This is a genomic window from Polaromonas sp. P1_F6 (genome assembly GCF_056405695.1).
The window spans coordinates 118,811-135,033 of the sequence record NZ_JBFUBQ010000002.1 but is presented as its reverse complement, the minus strand read 5'-3'; the positions used below and the strand labels follow the sequence as shown (position 1 = coordinate 135,033).

The following is a 16,223-nucleotide window of genomic DNA, read 5'->3' as shown; positions in this document are numbered from 1 at the left end:
CCGAGACGGGGAGCGGAGCCGGCTTGCGCCGGATCCCGCCCTGCCCCTTCCGGGCCAGCCAGTCCTGCAGCCTGAACGGTTTCCCCTCATGAACGACGAACAGTTGCTTCGTTACTCGCGGCATATCCTGCTCGACGAGATCGGTATCGAAGGCCAGGAAAAAATCCTCCAGTCGCATGTGCTGATCGTCGGTGCGGGGGGGCTGGGTTCGCCCGTCGCGCTTTATTTGGGCAGCGCCGGTGTCGGCCGCATCACCATCGCTGACCATGACCGGGTGGATGCCACCAACCTGCAACGACAAATCGCCCACAACCTGTCTCGCATCGGGACGTTCAAGGCAGAATCCGTTGCCCAGTCCATCGCGGCCATCAACCCTGACGTCGTGGTCACCCCGGTTACCCGGCGCGCAGAGGGCGCGCTGCTCGATCAACTGGTCCGGGACGCCGATGTTGTGCTGGACTGCACGGACAACTTCTCCACGCGCCATGCCATCAACCGTGCTTGCGTCAAACACCGCAAGCCATTGGTATCGGGTGCAGCCATCCGCTTTGACGGCCAGATCGCCGTCTACGATTCGCGACGCGAGGATTCGCCGTGCTATGCCTGCGTGTTTCCCGAATCAGACCAGCTGGAGGAAGCCCTCTGCGCGACGATGGGCGTTTTTGCGCCTATGGTCGGCATCATAGGCAGCACGCAGGCGGCCGAGGCCCTGAAGCTGATCTGCGGCATCAGCGGGTCGTTGACCGGACGGCTGTTGATGCTGGACGGCAAACACATGGAATGGAGCGAGATGAAAATGGCGCCCCATGCGGCATGCGCAGTCTGCGGCGGCGGGGCCAAAAAAATTCGCTGAAAGAATCCGGCCGAAAGGCCGCGGGGAAACCTTATCTGGTGGCCGATGCCGGCATCCGCGAACCGGCAGCAGACGCTGCGGCCTTCGCAAGAATCGCTGCACAGTTTTCGTCCTGGCCCGGTCCGGTTTCAATGGTAGCGGCCAATGCCAGCAAGGGATTGATCACACCCAGTCCGATAGCAACGGCTGCACGTCCCGCGAGGGCTCCCTTGTCAGGGCCAGCCGATGGGGAGGCGAAGGTACCGCCAATCTTCAGGGGGGACCGCAAGCTCAGTATGCTGCGGTCTTTGGGCGCCGGATCCAGGACAAGGTCCAATGTCTCATCGGCAAGGTTGATCGTGCCGCGACCGTTAATGACCGTATCTGCCGTATCCAGCACAATCGTTTTGGTGGTCATCAGGCCTTTGTTCACTTCAAAAGCCGCAGCAGCGCAACGCAACTGCACATTGCGGTCACCACGAACCAGGAACTTGATCACCTCTCCGCCGTCCAGGCCCATGAACTCGAGCAGGATATTGCTGATCTCGCCCTTGCCCATCAACACGGCGACGTCGCCGGATGCGGTTCCCAGCATTTGCGCCAGTGAATTTCCACGCCCTTTCAGGTCCAGCTGGCCGCTGACCTTGCCCAGGCTGCTCCTGGTCGTTTCAACGGCAGGAAAGAGCTGGTTGAGCTGCACGGCCCGCAGGTCCAACCGCGTCGTGAAAACCGCGGGCACAGGGTTGGAGTCGATGCGGATACTCCCTGCCACCGTACCGCCTGCAATGCCCAGCGAGATCGGTTCGAGTTGCAAAACGCCGGCTTTCAGCTGGACATGAACGCTGCCCTTGTCTAGCGGCAGCACTTTCACATGCCGTATATCAGCCGCGGAATAAATCACGTCGGCGTTCATCGCCTGCAGCCGCGTCACATCAAGCGCTGCGACAGGCAGAACCTTGCGTGCAGCGGGCACCGTTTTTCTGCCTGGCGCCGCCACCGAATCGCTGTCAGTCCTGGCGACGGGTGTGTCGGCACTGGCAGGCGTGGCCTTCCCTGATGGGGCCAGACCGATCACGGGCGCGAGGTCGGCAAAATCAAGCAGCCTTGACTGGACCTTGCCGGTCAGAAGCGGCACGGCGGCGGACTGGTCAAAACTGAGCGCCCCATTGATATCCGAACCTCCAAGAACGCCCTGCATCTGGGTGGCCGCCCACACCTTGCCATGCCTGGCCAGCTTGCCCCGGACTTTGTAGGGCGGTGTTGAAGGCAGCACAACGCCCACGAGCTTGTAGAGTTCTTCCAGGTTGCGTCCCTGCAGGTCGAAGGTCGCGTCGATGCCGGCCAGCTCCGCGAGATTGGAGACCGAGCCTTTGGCCTTGAGGCTGGTCTTGCCGGCTACGGCGTTCACTTCTACCTGAAACGGCGCTTCGAGGTCTTTACTCAGCTGGAGTACGCCGCTGGTGCGGCCAGTCGCATTGAAGGACTCGTTTTTCCATTTGCCGGTGGCCTTGTAGCTCAGGGGCAACTGCTCATTTGCTTCTTGTGCCAGTGAGAACTGAACATGGATATTGGCGCCTTGCGCTGCAGCCTGGTAGTCAACCGTGCCGCGGTCGATGACCAGCGCGTCGATCCGTGGAACGGATCCTTCGTCCGACGTATCCCGTGACAAGGCCCAGGTCCGGCGGCCATCGGGCTCTATTTGAAGCCCAATCTGCGGCTCGGTCAGCACAATCCGGGGCAACTCTACCCGGCCAAAGAGAAGCGGCAACAACCGGATATCAAATTCTGCGGCAGTTGCCGTCACCAGATAGGGTTTGCTGGCCCATTCGGGGTTCGCGATTTCCACCCCATCGGCCTTGACCGTAGCAGTGCGTCCGAGCTGCACCGACAGGTGCCGGGTAATTTCAAATCGCCTTCCGAGTTGCTCGGATACATGACGATTGATCGGGCCACGAAGCATGTCCCAGGGGAAAAACACCGCAACCAGCACCAGACCCGCCGCCAATACGGCAATGCCGATGAGTGTTCTACGCAGAAGAGGCGATGAGGACAAGACGTTGTTCATGTGCTGGGGAGGAATCGTTCAAACCATTGCAAGGGCAGTCTGTAATGGCCAACAATGCGCGGCTGCCCACAATGTCCATCACCCTTACAAGCGCGTTGAACTACAGTTAATCCAATGTGCGTCAGCTCACCCCACAGGGCAGTCGGCAAGCGCCATAAGACGCTGTGGGCATGTGCCTACAGTTTTTTCGAGCGAGTCGTAGGAAACCTCCTACAGGCACTGCCCTTGGTCACTGGCAGAATGGGCCACAATAAAAAGATACATTAGGAAACAAGGACACCGCGTTCTTGAGCCTTTTGTAATATTTCCGAGAAGCACGTAGCCTTCCCACCTGGACCCGAGCAGTGAGACTGAAAACGTACATCGTAGAAGACAATCCCACCATTCGAGAGAATCTGATCGGGACGCTTGAGGAATTGGCAGGCATTGACGCGGTAGGCACCGCCGAAACTGAAAACGAAGGCAAGGCCTGGCTGGTCGAGAACAGCGGCGATTGGGATTTGGCGATTGTTGACCTGTTTCTGAAACAGGGAAGCGGTTTGGGTGTGCTGGCTGCCTGCCGCGATCGCCCCTCCACGCAAAAAGTCGTGGTCCTCAGCAATTACGCCACTGCAGACATCCGCCAGAGATGTGCCCAGCTCGGTGTTGATGCCGTTTTTGACAAGTCCAACGAAATCGATGCCCTGGTGGACTATTGCATCCAGCAGAGCACCATTTCAGATTGAACTCAATCGATCAGCTTGTTCTTGAGCGCGTAGTAGGTCAGGTCGCTGTTGGAGGACAGGCTCATTTTTTCCATGACACGCGTCCTGTAGGTACTCACGGTTTTCACGCTCAGCGAAAGCGCCTTGGCAATGTCGCCAGCGGTTTCACCCTTGGCCAGCTTGAGAAAAACCTGGAACTCCCGCTCGGACAATTGTTCGTGAGAGGCCACGTCGTTGGGCCGGTTCAGCTGCTGCGCAAGGAGCTCTGCCACCGCCGGGGTTATGTAGCGTTTTCCAAGAGAAATCACGCGGATCGCATCCACAATCTCGGATGGATCGCATTCCTTGTTCAGGTAGCCGCTGGCGCCCTGGCGAATCAGGTTGACCGCATAGTGCTCTTCAGGATAGCCGCTCAGAATGAGGATGCCGACATCAGGCGCTTTGGCGCGAATCATGGCCAGCGCATCGATGCCGCTTTGCCCAGGCATGGACAAGTCCATGACCAGAATATCCAGCTCAACGTTACGCACCAGATCAATTGCCTCGCGGCCACTGCCGGCTTCTCCCACGACACGCAGGTCCACCTGGTCGGAAAAAAACTGTTTGAGTCCAGAACGCACAATGGCATGGTCGTCCACAATTCCAATTTTGATCATGTCGCTGTCTTTCTATAAGGTCTGCGCAAGCGGGCAACGCAATGAAAAAGATGGCCTGCAGGACATCCGCATTGATTTTCAGTGTTCATTATTGACGAAATTCTCACCGAATGACTGAACGGAGTTTGCCGTGAAACGATTTGCGATCCCAAAAATGGCCATCAGCCTGCCCCTGGCGGTGCTGGCTGCCGCCATTCTTATCTTCATAAACGAGGCAAGCTTCCAGAAATCCACGGAGGCGGCGGCCAGTATTGAGGAGGCCCAGCAAACCCGCGGCGCCATCAACCGGTTGATGCAGCACATGCTGGACGCGGAAACCGGGCAGCGTGGCTACCTGCTGACCGGCGACGTTCGATATCTCGAGCCCTACAACTCCGCCCTGGCCGATATCGACCAGAACCTGGATGCCTTGCGCCGGCTGTTCACCCCTTACCAGGATCAACTTGCAGAGTTCGGCGTCATGTCCAGGCATGTTTCGCGCAAGCTGGCCGAAATGGACCTGAGCGTGCGCATGCGCAAGGAAGGCAACGAGGACGCCTGGAAATTTGTCCTGACCACGGACGTCGGGAAGGAGCATATGGAGGCGATTCGCGCGCAGTCCGCGAAACTGGCCTCCAACAGCGTCAGCAAAATGGAACAGGGGCAGGTTCAGATCAAAAAGGCGCTGGAGCTCTCCCGCATCGGCATTGCGGCAATGGCTTTGGCGGGCCTGCTGGCTTTCTATATGTACCTCCTTCAGACCAAGGCGCTGCTTGCTTCCGGCCGGCGCGAGCAGGAATCCCTGCAACGCGAGCGCGACTTCCTCGAAATACAGGTACGTGAAAGAACCGCCAACCTGGCCGAGCTGGCTACCCACCTCCAAAATGTGCGCGAGGACGAACGGGGCCACCTGGCGCGCGAACTGCATGACGAACTGGGCGCACTTTTGACCGCCGCGAAACTGGATGTGGCCCGATTGAAATCCCGCCTGGCAGGCAATCTGCCGGAAGCGGCTGAGCGGCTCACGCACCTGACCAACACGCTTAACAGCGGCATTGCGCTGAAACGCCGCATTGTGGAAGACCTGCGGCCGTCCTCACTGTCGCACCTCGGCCTGGTCGCCTCTCTCGAGATCCTCGCACGCGAGTTTGAAGAACGCTCCGGACTCTCCATCACCACCGATCTGGAGCCTGTGGAACTCGGCGGCTCAGCGCAGCTGACCATCTACCGGCTGGTGCAGGAGTCACTGACAAACATCGGCAAATACGCAGAAGCCAGGCAAGCCGAGATCAGCCTTCACAACTTCGACAGCTACATCACGGTAGAAGTCAAAGACAACGGCAAAGGCTTCAAGCTTGAGAGCGTGGGCCCGGGAAGCCATGGCCTTGCCGGCATGCGCCATCGCGTCGAAGCCGCAGGCGGACGGCTGACGGTGTCCAGCACCGAAGGCGATGGCACGCGCATTTCAGCAGTGCTGCCCAAAACACTGTGACCGGTCTCTGAACGCGGCGCGGGGCAGGTCACCTGCTGCTGCGCCCTGCCCGCCAAAGTGCTCAACATCTCTCAGCTTTTCGAGGCATGCACTGCGCTGCCAGCGTAACAAAATGTCGGTCACCTCCTACAGGGCATGGCCGCTCGAACTGACAGGGGCACACGCTGACAGCCGATGAAGAAAACTGAAGGCACTCATTAACCTTGCTGAAGGCGTTTCAAAAGAAGCACCACCCCCTTTTAGCCAAGCAAGGAGCCCGAGATGCTGCACTACTCCGTCGTTTTCCTGATCATCGCGCTGATCGCTGCCGTGTTCGGTTTTGGTGGCATCGCCGCAGGTGCCGTCGAGATCGCCAAGATCCTCTTTTTCATCTTCGCCGTCATGGCCATCGTGAGCTTTGTCATCAGCTTGCTCCGAAAGAATTGATCCAGCCATTCCGAGAGTGCCGAACGCTTTTTATGAGCGAGCGGCGCGCGCTCTCCTTGCATCTCCGTCGTCATTCACTCAACTCACCAAGGACCTGACATGAACACCCAAACCGCCACCAAGACCGCCCGCCAAAGCTCGGATGAGTTGCTGCAGAACGCAGAAAAAGCAGTTGACTCCACCCGCAGCTATGCCAACGAGGCATTCGACAAGGCAGAAACCAAAGTGCGCGAACTGCGCGGCAGTGTGGATCCCGTCGTGGACATGTTGGCATCCAAGGCCCAGCACCTTGCCCGTCAGAGCCTCGATATCGCCTCTGAAGCCAAGCATCGCGCGCAGCAGTCGCTGTCCAATGCCGCAGGTGCAACCACCCGTTATGTTGCTGAGCAACCCCTGCGTTCGGTGCTGATTGCCGCTGCCGTCGGTGCCGGCATTGCGCTGCTGGTGTCGTCTGCACGCCATCGCAACCAAAACCGTTACTGATCGCCAGGCTCGCGCCCGCCCCTTTTCCGGTACGACCACAGCACGCAGATTCGCCCCACCAATGCTTCACCCCCTGTTCTCCACCATCGTGCAGCGGCCTGACCTCGTCATGGACCATGTCTCTGCTTACGCGGCGCTCTTTCATGAAGAGGCTTCCGATGCGGGTGCCGAGCTGGTTGCACGGGCTGTGGCGTGGGTGATTGCGGTACTGGCGGCCGCCGTATTTTTGGGACTCGCAGGAACGGCCGTCATGCTGGGGGCGCTTCAAAACCAGTTTCACTGGGCACTGGTGGTGGTTCCGGGCATTGCACTGGCCATCGCCATCGGGGCAGCATTGCGCGCGAAAAAACCTTTCGCGAATGAACGCTTTCCCGAGTTGAAAGCCCAGATTGACAGCGACGCGCGCGCATTGCGCATGGCCGCCTGAACCGATGTCCACCCTCACCGCCCCAACGCCGCAGGAAAGGCTGGCCAGCAGCCGCAAGGCCATTGTCCGGCACATGAGCCGGGAAAAGCTGGACCATGAAGAAAACCCGGGCAATGCAGAGACCGGCCCGGAGAATGATCCGGCGCACTTTCTCGACCGCGGAACCTGGGGCGTTCTCAAACATGCCTTGGGGAGCTGGTGGCGACATCACCCCGTGAGCGTGGCAGTTGACATTGCCCGGCCGATGATTGACAGGTACGCCGAAGAAAAGCCGTTGCAGCTATTGGGTATTGCAGCCGCGGCAGGCGCTGCAGCGGTCGTACTGCGGCCCTGGCGCCTGGTATCACTTGGCGGCTTGCTGCTGGCCGCCCTCAAGACGTCCGAACTCCCGGGCACCTTGCTGTCCATGCTGTCTGGCGCGCCGCACAAGCCTGAAAAAACACCCTACACACGATGAACACCTCCACGCTTTCCCGCACCGCCCCCGACGAGCTGGTGCTCGATGAAACAGGGCTGAACGCAGCCCGGAGCAGCCTCAACGACGGCGCAATCACGCCGGCCTACGGGCCGCACCGCGACGCGATCGTCAAGCTGCTGAATGACGCACTGGCAACAGAACTGGTTTGCGTATTGCGTTACAAGCGGCACTACTTCATGGCCAGCGGTGTGTCGTCGCCGCCCATTGCCGACGAGTTCCTGGTCCACGCCAATGAAGAATCCGGACATGCGGACCGCATTGCCCGGCGCATTGTGCAGCTGGGCGGCGAGCCGGACTTTTCGCCGGCCACACTGCTGCAGCGCAGCCATGCGGATTACGACGAATCCAGTGACCTCAAAACCATGGTGCGGGTCAACCTGATCGCCGAACGCATCGCGGTTGAAACCTATCGCCAGATGATTGCACTGATCGGTGACAAGGACCCCACGACACGCCGCCTCCTCGAAGATGTTCTTGCCGATGAGGAAGAGCATGCCGACGAGCTCAAGGACTGGCTGGAGAAATAACGATTACCGCAGGTCGGCCGGCGTGGTGCCGCCAGTCGACAGGCCTTTTTAACCATGCACCAGACGATTAAACCAACTTAGAGGAAAACAATATGAAATACGCTCGCGCAATTGCATTCGCCGCACTGGCAGGCATCACCATCATCGGCAGCGGCTGCGCCGTTGGGCGTGGACAGGAGACTGCTGGCGCCTATGTTGATGACGCTGCCATCACCACGTCCGTCAAGGCCAAGTTCATCGAGGACAAAACCGTTGCAGCGTCCTCCATCAAGGTGGAAACGCTCAATGGCACGGTTCAGCTGTCCGGCTTTGCCAAGTCCAGCGCTGAAAAAGCCCAGGCCGAAAACATTGCCCGCAATGTGAAGAACGTCAAGGGTGTGCGCAACGACATCGTCGTTCGTCCTTGAGCGTAAGCGGCTGAACAGGCCGGGCCACCGCGCAGGTGGCTAAAAAAAGCAGGCTACAGATAATCTGTGCCTGCTTTTTTCGTTGTGACCGGGCGGCGATGCGGCCACCGCAGCGCCTGGATCCTGCAGTTTTTGCAGACCCCCAGGCCCGGGTCTTTTCAGTGGCAACTTCCATGCTGCTTGCGGAACAGCGCCGGATACACAGGCGGCGCGCCTTTTGTCGATGCAAACAGTCCCAGCTTTGCGGCCTGGGCACGTTTTTCCGCCCGGGCATAGGGACCTGCATTGCCGCGGCTGCGGTAGGACCAGGCCATACCGTTTGCGACCATCCATTTGCCGGCATCTTCCCCGCTGAACACCACCCTGGCCAGGAGGCGGCCGTAGTCGTCGTGGTATTGGCCATGCACCGCCACACGCTTGCCCAGAAGCCGGCGCATCAGCGCATCGCGCGCGAGGGCTCCGCCCGGCTGGCAGATTTCCGGCGCGTCAATACCCTGAATGCGAATGCTGACCGGTTTACCCCCCGCTACCGGGCGCACCCGGACGGTGTCGCCATCAACCACATAGGTGACGATTCCGGACCAGGCCGCGACGGGAGGCGAGGCCGTGCGCGCCGACACGCCCCCATGCATGAGCGCCACAAGAAAGAACACGCCCACGGCCTTGACTACGGAAATTTTCGTCACATTAGTTTGCTACCAAATTGATAGCTGTTTGCGCCCGCCAGTATTGACCTGGAGGCAGAAATCTTGATGAACATTGAAGATCCGGCTGCTTCGTTTCCGTGCTGTCGTCGCCAGCGCGCATTAAAGCCATCAAGGCCGGGATGTGCGCAGAGACCGGAGGAGCATGAGTTTTCAGAGAACAAAAGAGAAGCGGGGAAGCCCTGAATATACTGTACGAATAAACAGCCTCGTTCCCGCCCTGATCACGCTGTAACGATCCATCCTTCCAGCGTGTCCATTTCCACCGGCAAGCCGTAGCGGGGAGCACCCTGCTGCGCCGCCCAGGCCGCCTGCATCAGGCACAGCACGGCGTCCAGGCTGTCGCCGCTGGCGTCGTCGGCGAGCAGGTCGCGTTGCGCGTGGCTGACCTTGAGGCGCAGCCCCAGACGCGTTTGGCCGTTCTCCAGCGCGGTGATCAGGTCTTTGCGTGCGATCAGCCGCTCGGGCGTCTGCCTGGCTTTGTCGTCGCTTTTGTAAGAACGGCTGCCCAGCACCTCGCGCGCGAGCAGGCCCGGGTAAGCTTCGAGCGCCACACGTTGGGTGTCGCCGTCATGCAGGCCGGGCAGGTGCACGCCCGCCGCGAGCAAACGCGGCACACCGGCGTGCAGCATGTAGGCCACGGGTGGGTTGACCCATTTCATCGAGGGGCTGGAGCCGGCCGGGCCGTCGGCGGCACGATGGGCAAACTTGCCGCCCACTGGCCGCGCGTTGCAGAAGGCGGCAAAGGTGCTCCGGATGTCTTCGCGGCTCAGGGCCGCATAGTGGCGCATGCAGGCTTCCCACTGCAGCGGCCAGCCCAGATGCGCCACCAGTTCACGCGGCAGGCCAAATGGAAAATCAAACGCGCCCAGCCAGGGCTGGGGCTGTTGCAGCCAGTGCCCGAATGCCGCCAGGGACTCCAGTCGCTCTATTTTTGATAGTACGCAGCGCCCATGAGACATGGACCCAAGGGCTAAAACAATGGGTTTTTTCTTGGTCGGGCTGCTGGAGAAATCGCAGCCAAGCAGCAAGGGCACTGTCATCGCGGCCTCAATCACGGTCTCAACCCAGCGCCAGCGCCATCACACCCGCCGCAATGCAGGCGGCGCCGATCAGACGTAAAGCACGGTCGCCCTCGCCCAGCAGGTGGCCGCCTATCAGCGCGGCAAACAACATGGACACCTCGCGCGCAGGCGCCACATGCGACAGCGGCGCGGTCTGCATGGCGTACAGCACCAGCACATAAGACACGGGGCTCACGACGCCGACAAACACCGCGTACTTCCATTGCTGCTTCCACAACACCCTGGCCGCAGCGGGGTCGCGCAGCAAAGCGGGCGCCAGCACCAGCATGCGCAGCAGGCAGCCCATGTAATCCACCAGGATCGGCGACATCAGCAGGATCTTGACCGCATAGCCATCGACGACGGTGTAGCTGGCGATAAAGGCGCCGCTCAACAAGCCATAGACCATGCCCTTGCGCACCCGCTGGCGCTGCGCCGGGTCGTGCGAGGCGCGCCACAAGCCCGGCCCGCCGGCGACCAGAAATACGCCGCCCACGACACCCGCGATACCGGCCAGACCCAGCGCGGAAATCTGCTCGCCCAGCAGCAAGATGGCGGCCAGCGACGACAGCAGCGGCCCTGAGCCCCGCGCCAGCGGATAGACCACGGTGAGGTCCGCCTTGCGGTAGCCGCGCAACAGGACAATGTAATAGATGGTGTGCAGCACGGCGCTGGCACACAGCAGCAGCCATTGCGCCCAACCCCAGCGCGGCAGCTCGGCAATACCGAACCAGATGCCCAGCGGCGCCCACGCCACCAGCAGCACCAGGCCGGTAAAAGCGGCAAAGCGGGCATCACCGCCGGCCTTCTTGGCGGCGATGTTCCAGCTGGCGTGAATCAGTCCGGCGAGGAGTACGAGGGCCAGGGCGCCTGGAGACACGCGTCAGGCCTGACGGTACGCAGGCCTCAAACCCTGCCGCAGATGGAGGCGGTCGCCATCAGGTCTTCGAGCAGTGCGAACGAGACTTTGCCGGAGACCGAGTACGGATCGAGTTCGGCTTTTTCGGAGTATTTGAGCAGGATGGAATGGTTGAGCTTGGACAGGTTGACCTGGCCCATGGTCCAGCCGCCAAAACGGCGCTCGGAAATTTCCTCGAAGTGCAGGAGGATCACGTCCTTGTGGCGGGCGTCCTGCTGGATGTGGCCGAACAGTTCGCTGACCGCCATGCGGCCGCCTTCAATCGCCTGCAGGAAGATGCCGCCGCCATAACAAAGAATGCCGGTGATGCCCGACGAGGGGTTGTGCTGGCGCGATTGCGAGAGGATGCCTTCGATGGCTTCGGGGCTGGTATCGACCGCGCGGCTTGCATAAAGTAAACGGACGAGCATGGTTAGCCTTTCTGCGGGATCAAAGCGAGGAATTCACGGCGCAAGGTCGAGTCTTTCAGGAAGACGCCGCGCATCACCGAGTTGATCATCTTGCTGTCCATGTCTTTGACGCCGCGCCAGGCCATGCAGTAGTGGCTCGCCTCCATCACGATGGCCAGGCCGTCGGGCTGGGTTTTTTCCATGATGAGGTCGGCCAGCTGCACCACCGCTTCTTCCTGGATCTGCGGGCGGCCCATAACCCATTCGGCCAGGCGCGCGTATTTGGAGAGGCCGATCACATTGGTGTGCTCATTGGGCAGCACGCCGATCCAGATCTTGCCGATCACCGGGCAGAAATGGTGGGAGCAGGCGCTGCGCACGGTGATGGGGCCGACGATCATCAGCTCGTTGAGGTGCTCGGCGTTGGGAAACTCGGTGATGGTGGGCGCATGCACGTAGCGGCCCTTGAACACCTCGTTGAGGTACATCTTGGCCACGCGGCGCGCAGTGTTGTTGGTGTTGTGGTCGCCGTCAGTGTCGATCACCAGGCTGTCGAGCACGCCCTGCATCTTGCCGGTCACTTCGTCCAGCAGCTTTTCGAGTTCGCCCGGTTCAATGAACTTGGCGATGTTGTCGTTGGCGTGAAAGCGCTTGCGGGCCTGGGCCAGGCGTTCGCGGATCTTGACGGAGACGGGCGTGCCCTCGTCGGTCGCGTCCTGGGGGGGCGTATCGGATTTCATAAGCATGCCAGATATTACCAGCCTGCCCCTAAACCGTCTTGTCCGGAATTTGATAAGGTTTTTGGCCTCCAGCCCTTTCCTCATGAGCGCAAGCAGCTATCAAATTCATAGCTAACGGCATGACGGCCGGGCTGGCACAAGACGCATCAATAACGCTGGCCTGCCACCAGCAGCGCCAGCCGCACCAGGGCATAGGCTATCCAGCCTCGCAGCCGCTGGCCAAAGGGGCGATGGCTGTGGTCGGCCGGCTCCATGCGCCGCCCCTGTTTCGCCATGGCCTCGCGCACAATACCCGCCAGGCTTTCGGCAAAGGCCTTGTCCTCGACCACCACATTGGCCTCGCGGGCCAGCAGCAGGCTCAGGGGATCCAGGTTGGACGAACCCACGGTGGCCCAATGCCCGTCCACCACGGCCACCTTGGCATGCAGGAAACCGGCCTCGTATTCATGGATTTCCACGCCGGCTTCCAGCAGGGCACCGTAGACGGGCCGGGCCGCATGGTATTGCATGAAGTACTCGTAGCGCCCCTGCAGCAGCAAGGTGACACGCACGCCGCGTTTGGCCGCCCCGATGAGGGCGCGCCGCAGCTTGCCGCCCGGCAGAAAATAGGCGTTGGCAATGATGATCTCCCGGTGCGCCTTGCCGATGGCCCTGCGGTAGGCGCGCTCGATGCTGCTGCGATTACGCAGGTTGTCGCGCAGGATCAGCGCTGCCTTGGGGCCGGCAACGCCAGACCCGTTACCCGCCGCGAGCGATGTGGTGCCGGTACGCCCGCCATAGCCCGCTGCCCTGAAGTTCTCCCATGCGGCGGCCATGTGACGCTGCCGCGCACTGTAGCCAGCCTGCACACGCCACCACAGCAGCGCCATGGCATCAGCGGCCTCCTCTGCCAGCGGCCCGGTGGCAGCCACCGCGAAATCGACGCGCGGAGTCTGGAGCTCCCCGTGGTTGGGATCGTAGAAATCATCGAGCACATTGATGCCGCCGCAAAACACCGTGTGCTGGTCGACCACGCAGAGCTTGCGGTGCAGCCGGCGCCAGCGCTCCGGCAGGAGCAGACCCAGGCGGCTCAGGCCCGTCCCCAGGGGCGAGTACACGCACCAGTCGACTTTCGACGCCGCGAATTTTTCGCGCCACTCGGCCGGAAGGGGGCCGGTGCCTATGCCGTCGACCAGCACCTGCACCGTTACGCCGCGCCGGGCCGCGCGAACCAGTGCTTCGGCGACATCCGCACCAGCACCGTTGAAATCAAAAATATAGGTTTCCAGCTGGATCCAGGTCTGCGCCGCGTCCAGGGCCTTGACGAGTGCGGGGAAAAAATCCCGGCCGCCCTGCAACAACTGCAACGCACCGGACTTGTGGAGTGGAAACATGGCCAGCGGCTTTTTCCCTGGAAGTGTGGAGAGTTGGCGGGAAGGTCCATTCCATTTGAACCGACTGGCCGATGTTTGCCAATCCAGTGAAACGCCAAACTCACAAAGTGTTGCGCCTGCGCGCTGCGCGGCTCAAGCCATGAATTTCGGCAGGAGGAGCACCGCTTCCGCATTCGAAGGGGAAAAACACAGGTCGGCAGCGGCGTAGTGCGGCAGCCATTGCCAGGCAGTGTGCTCCCTGGGGCTGAGCCTTACATCGCAGGCCTGGGGCAAGCACAGGCTGAAGACATGTTCGGTGTTGTGGGTGATGCCGGGCGCATACCTGGCGCGCCAGACTGGATAAATCTCGTAGACGTTGGACAGGCCCCAGTCGCGAAACTGGCCGGGCGCGGCTGCGATGCCGGTCTCTTCCAGCACCTCGCGCACCGCGGTCTGCAGCAAGGGCTCGCCCGCCATATCTTTGGCGCCTGTGATGCTCTGCCAGAAGCCCGGGTTGTCGGCGCGCTCGATCAGCAGCACGTCCAGCTGCGGTGTGTGAATGACGACCAGCACGGATTCGGGGATCTTGAAGGCTTTCAAGGTATCCCCTCGTCACTCAGATGCGTGCGCTTGCTTGTGAGCGACAGGCTTTTCCGCCGGGCCGCCCCAAGGAAAAGAGCGCCCCCTCGGGGGGCAGGAAGCTACGCGCAGCGAGCGACCGTGGGGGCCACATTAAACTGGCTGTGGGTTGCGCAGGCGAATATGCAGTTCGCGCAGTTGTTTCTCGTCGACGGGGCTGGGCGCGTGCGTGAGCAGATCCTGCGCGCGCTGGGTTTTGGGAAATGCGATCACGTCGCGGATCGAGTCGGCGCCCGTCATCATGGTGACGATGCGATCCAGGCCGAAGGCCAGGCCGCCGTGGGGCGGTGCGCCGTACTGCAATGCGTCCAGCAGGAAGCCGAACTTCTGCTGCGCTTCCTCCGGGCCGATCTTCAGGGCATTGAACACCTTGCTCTGCACGTCCGCCTGGTGGATACGGACCGAACCGCCGCCCAACTCCCAGCCATTGAGCACCATGTCATACGCTTTGGCAATACAGCGGCCCGGGTCGGTATCCATCCAGTCTTCGTGTCCGTCCTTGGGTGCGGTGAACGGGTGGTGCACCGCGCTCCAGCGCTGGCCTTCCTCGTCAAATTCGAACATCGGAAAATCAACCACCCACAGCGGCTTCCAGCCTTTGGTGAAGAGGCCGGTTTTCTTGCCGAACTCACTGTGACCGACTTTGAGGCGCAACGCGCCAATGCTGTCGTTGACGACTTTGGCCTTGTCGGCGCCGAAGAAAAGGATGTCGCCATTCTGGGCCCCGGTGCGCTTGAGAATTTCCGCAATCGCCGCGTCATGGATGTTCTTGACGATGGGGCTTTGCAGGCCGTCACGGCCCTTGGTGATGTCATTGACCTTGATCCAGGCCAGGCCCTTGGCACCGTAGATCTTGACGAACTCGGTGTAGCCGTCGATCTCGCCGCGGCTCATTTCGGACCCGCCGGGAACGCGCAGGGCAACCACACGGCCGCCGGCAGTGGTGGCAGGCGTGCTGAAAACCTTGAAGTCCACCGTCGCCATGACTTCGGTGAGTTCCGTGAACTCCAGGTTCACGCGCAAATCAGGTTTGTCGGAACCGAAGCGGTGCATGGCTTCGCTGTAGGCCATCACCGGGAATTCGCCCAAGTCGGTGTTGAGCACGGTCTTGAAAATGTTGCTGATCATGCCCTGAAACAGGTCACGGATGTCCTGCTCGCCCATGAAGGACGTCTCGATATCGATCTGCGTGAATTCGGGCTGGCGGTCGGCACGCAGGTCTTCGTCACGGAAGCACTTGGTGATCTGGTAGTAGCGGTCAAAGCCCGCCACCATGAGCAGCTGCTTGAACAGCTGCGGGCTTTGCGGCAGCGCGAAGAACATGCCTTCGTTGACACGGCTGGGCACCAGGTAATCGCGCGCGCCTTCAGGCGTGCTCTTGGTCAGCATCGGGGTTTCGATGTCGATGAAGCCGTTGGCATCAAGGAACTTGCGCGTTTCCATGGCCACGCGGTAGCGCAGCATCAGGTTGTTCTGCATGTAGGGGCGGCGCAAATCCAGCACACGGTGCGTGAGGCGCGTCGTCTCCGACAGGTTGTCGTCGTCAAGCTGGAACGGCGGCGTCACGCTCGGGTTCAGCACGATCAGTTCGTGGCACAGCACCTCGACCTTGCCGCTTTTGAGGTTGTCGTTGGTCGTGCCTTCAGGGCGGGCCCGCACCACGCCTTTGACCTGCACGCAGAATTCGTTGCGCACGCCTTCAGCAGTTTTAAACATGTCGGCGCGGTCCGGGTCGCAGACCACCTGGACATAGCCTTCGCGGTCGCGCAGGTCGATGAAAATCACCCCGCCATGGTCGCGGCGGCGATTGACCCAGCCGCACAGGCTCACGGTTTGGCCCAGCAAGGCCTCGGTCACCAGACCGCAATAGTTCGAACGCATTTGGGAAACGATAGCCATAAAAAATCTCGGACTTTCAGCGCCTCGCGCGCAATGTTGCA

General features: G+C 61.0%; 19 protein-coding genes. 9 read left to right on the top strand and 10 right to left on the bottom strand.

The annotated features are described in order from the left end of the window. Positions 1-88: 88 nt before the first annotated feature. Complete coding sequence (locus tag AC1DY9_RS06590) at positions 89-853, top strand: HesA/MoeB/ThiF family protein (RefSeq protein WP_477666084.1); 765 nt, start codon at positions 89-91, stop codon at positions 851-853. A 31-nt stretch (positions 854-884) separates the two neighbouring features. Here the strand turns inward: AC1DY9_RS06590 and AC1DY9_RS06585 are convergent, their stop codons facing one another. Beyond that, complete coding sequence (locus tag AC1DY9_RS06585; protein WP_477666083.1) at positions 885-2,897, bottom strand: AsmA family protein; 2,013 nt, start codon at positions 2,895-2,897, stop codon at positions 885-887. A 344-nt stretch (positions 2,898-3,241) separates the two neighbouring features. Here AC1DY9_RS06585 and AC1DY9_RS06580 point away from each other — a divergent pair, with 344 nt between their 5' ends. Then, a complete protein-coding gene (locus tag AC1DY9_RS06580; RefSeq protein ID WP_457279637.1) occupies positions 3,242-3,622 on the top strand; it encodes a response regulator in 381 nt (126 codons plus the stop codon). Positions 3,623-3,624: 2 nt separating this feature from the next. On the opposite strand, the gene AC1DY9_RS06575 is transcribed toward AC1DY9_RS06580, so the two are convergent. Beyond that, entirely contained in the window at positions 3,625-4,257 is a 633-nt protein-coding gene (locus tag AC1DY9_RS06575; protein ID WP_007867910.1) for a response regulator, read from the bottom strand. 130 nt (positions 4,258-4,387) lie between these two features. Between AC1DY9_RS06575 and AC1DY9_RS06570 the strand changes: the two genes are divergently transcribed. The 7 genes from AC1DY9_RS06570 to AC1DY9_RS06540 all read left to right on the top strand — a co-directional run bounded on the left by AC1DY9_RS06570 (position 4,388) and on the right by AC1DY9_RS06540 (position 8,476). Continuing rightward, positions 4,388-5,728, top strand: a complete 1,341-nt coding sequence (locus AC1DY9_RS06570) for a sensor histidine kinase (protein WP_457279638.1) — start codon at positions 4,388-4,390, stop codon at positions 5,726-5,728. Between the two features lie 261 nt (positions 5,729-5,989). Then, the gene (locus tag AC1DY9_RS06565; protein WP_457279639.1) at positions 5,990-6,154 is read left to right on the top strand and encodes a DUF1328 domain-containing protein; all 165 of its coding nucleotides are present in this window, start codon (positions 5,990-5,992) and stop codon (positions 6,152-6,154) included. A 99-nt stretch (positions 6,155-6,253) separates the two neighbouring features. After that, positions 6,254-6,637, top strand: coding sequence for a glycine zipper domain-containing protein (locus AC1DY9_RS06560; RefSeq protein WP_457279640.1), 384 nt, complete (start codon positions 6,254-6,256; stop codon positions 6,635-6,637). 61 nt (positions 6,638-6,698) lie between these two features. After that, positions 6,699-7,064, top strand: a complete 366-nt coding sequence (locus AC1DY9_RS06555; RefSeq protein WP_457279641.1) for a hypothetical protein — start codon at positions 6,699-6,701, stop codon at positions 7,062-7,064. A gap of 4 nt (positions 7,065-7,068) precedes the next feature. Then, positions 7,069-7,521, top strand: coding sequence for a hypothetical protein (locus tag AC1DY9_RS06550; RefSeq protein WP_457279642.1), 453 nt, complete (start codon positions 7,069-7,071; stop codon positions 7,519-7,521). Then, complete coding sequence (locus AC1DY9_RS06545; protein ID WP_477666082.1) at positions 7,518-8,069, top strand: ferritin-like domain-containing protein; 552 nt, start codon at positions 7,518-7,520, stop codon at positions 8,067-8,069. The genes AC1DY9_RS06550 and AC1DY9_RS06545 overlap by 4 nt, the downstream gene beginning before the upstream one ends. A gap of 92 nt (positions 8,070-8,161) precedes the next feature. Then, complete coding sequence (locus tag AC1DY9_RS06540; protein WP_457279644.1) at positions 8,162-8,476, top strand: BON domain-containing protein; 315 nt, start codon at positions 8,162-8,164, stop codon at positions 8,474-8,476. Between the two features lie 158 nt (positions 8,477-8,634). Here the strand turns inward: AC1DY9_RS06540 and AC1DY9_RS06535 are convergent, their stop codons facing one another. From AC1DY9_RS06535 to aspS, 8 genes are all read right to left on the bottom strand, one after another. Further along, a complete protein-coding gene (locus AC1DY9_RS06535; protein WP_477666081.1) occupies positions 8,635-9,162 on the bottom strand; it encodes a thermonuclease family protein in 528 nt (175 codons plus the stop codon). Positions 9,163-9,404: 242 nt separating this feature from the next. Continuing rightward, on the bottom strand, positions 9,405-10,223 hold the full coding sequence (locus AC1DY9_RS06530; protein WP_477666080.1) for a DUF429 domain-containing protein: 819 nt from the start codon (positions 10,221-10,223) through the stop codon (positions 9,405-9,407). Positions 10,224-10,242: 19 nt separating this feature from the next. Further along, complete coding sequence (locus tag AC1DY9_RS06525; protein ID WP_457279647.1) at positions 10,243-11,124, bottom strand: EamA family transporter; 882 nt, start codon at positions 11,122-11,124, stop codon at positions 10,243-10,245. Between the two features lie 26 nt (positions 11,125-11,150). Continuing rightward, positions 11,151-11,573, bottom strand: a complete 423-nt coding sequence (locus tag AC1DY9_RS06520) for a BLUF domain-containing protein (RefSeq protein WP_348045618.1) — start codon at positions 11,571-11,573, stop codon at positions 11,151-11,153. A gap of 2 nt (positions 11,574-11,575) precedes the next feature. Next, a complete protein-coding gene (gene folE / locus AC1DY9_RS06515) occupies positions 11,576-12,298 on the bottom strand; it encodes a GTP cyclohydrolase I (RefSeq protein WP_457279649.1) in 723 nt (240 codons plus the stop codon). Positions 12,299-12,438: 140 nt separating this feature from the next. Continuing rightward, a complete protein-coding gene (gene clsB / locus AC1DY9_RS06510) occupies positions 12,439-13,665 on the bottom strand; it encodes a cardiolipin synthase ClsB (protein ID WP_477666079.1) in 1,227 nt (408 codons plus the stop codon). Positions 13,666-13,797: 132 nt separating this feature from the next. Beyond that, complete coding sequence (gene nudB / locus AC1DY9_RS06505; RefSeq protein ID WP_477666078.1) at positions 13,798-14,244, bottom strand: dihydroneopterin triphosphate diphosphatase; 447 nt, start codon at positions 14,242-14,244, stop codon at positions 13,798-13,800. Between the two features lie 132 nt (positions 14,245-14,376). Further along, positions 14,377-16,182, bottom strand: a complete 1,806-nt coding sequence (aspS, locus tag AC1DY9_RS06500) for an aspartate--tRNA ligase (RefSeq protein ID WP_457279652.1) — start codon at positions 16,180-16,182, stop codon at positions 14,377-14,379. Between the last annotated feature and the right edge of the window lie 41 nt (positions 16,183-16,223).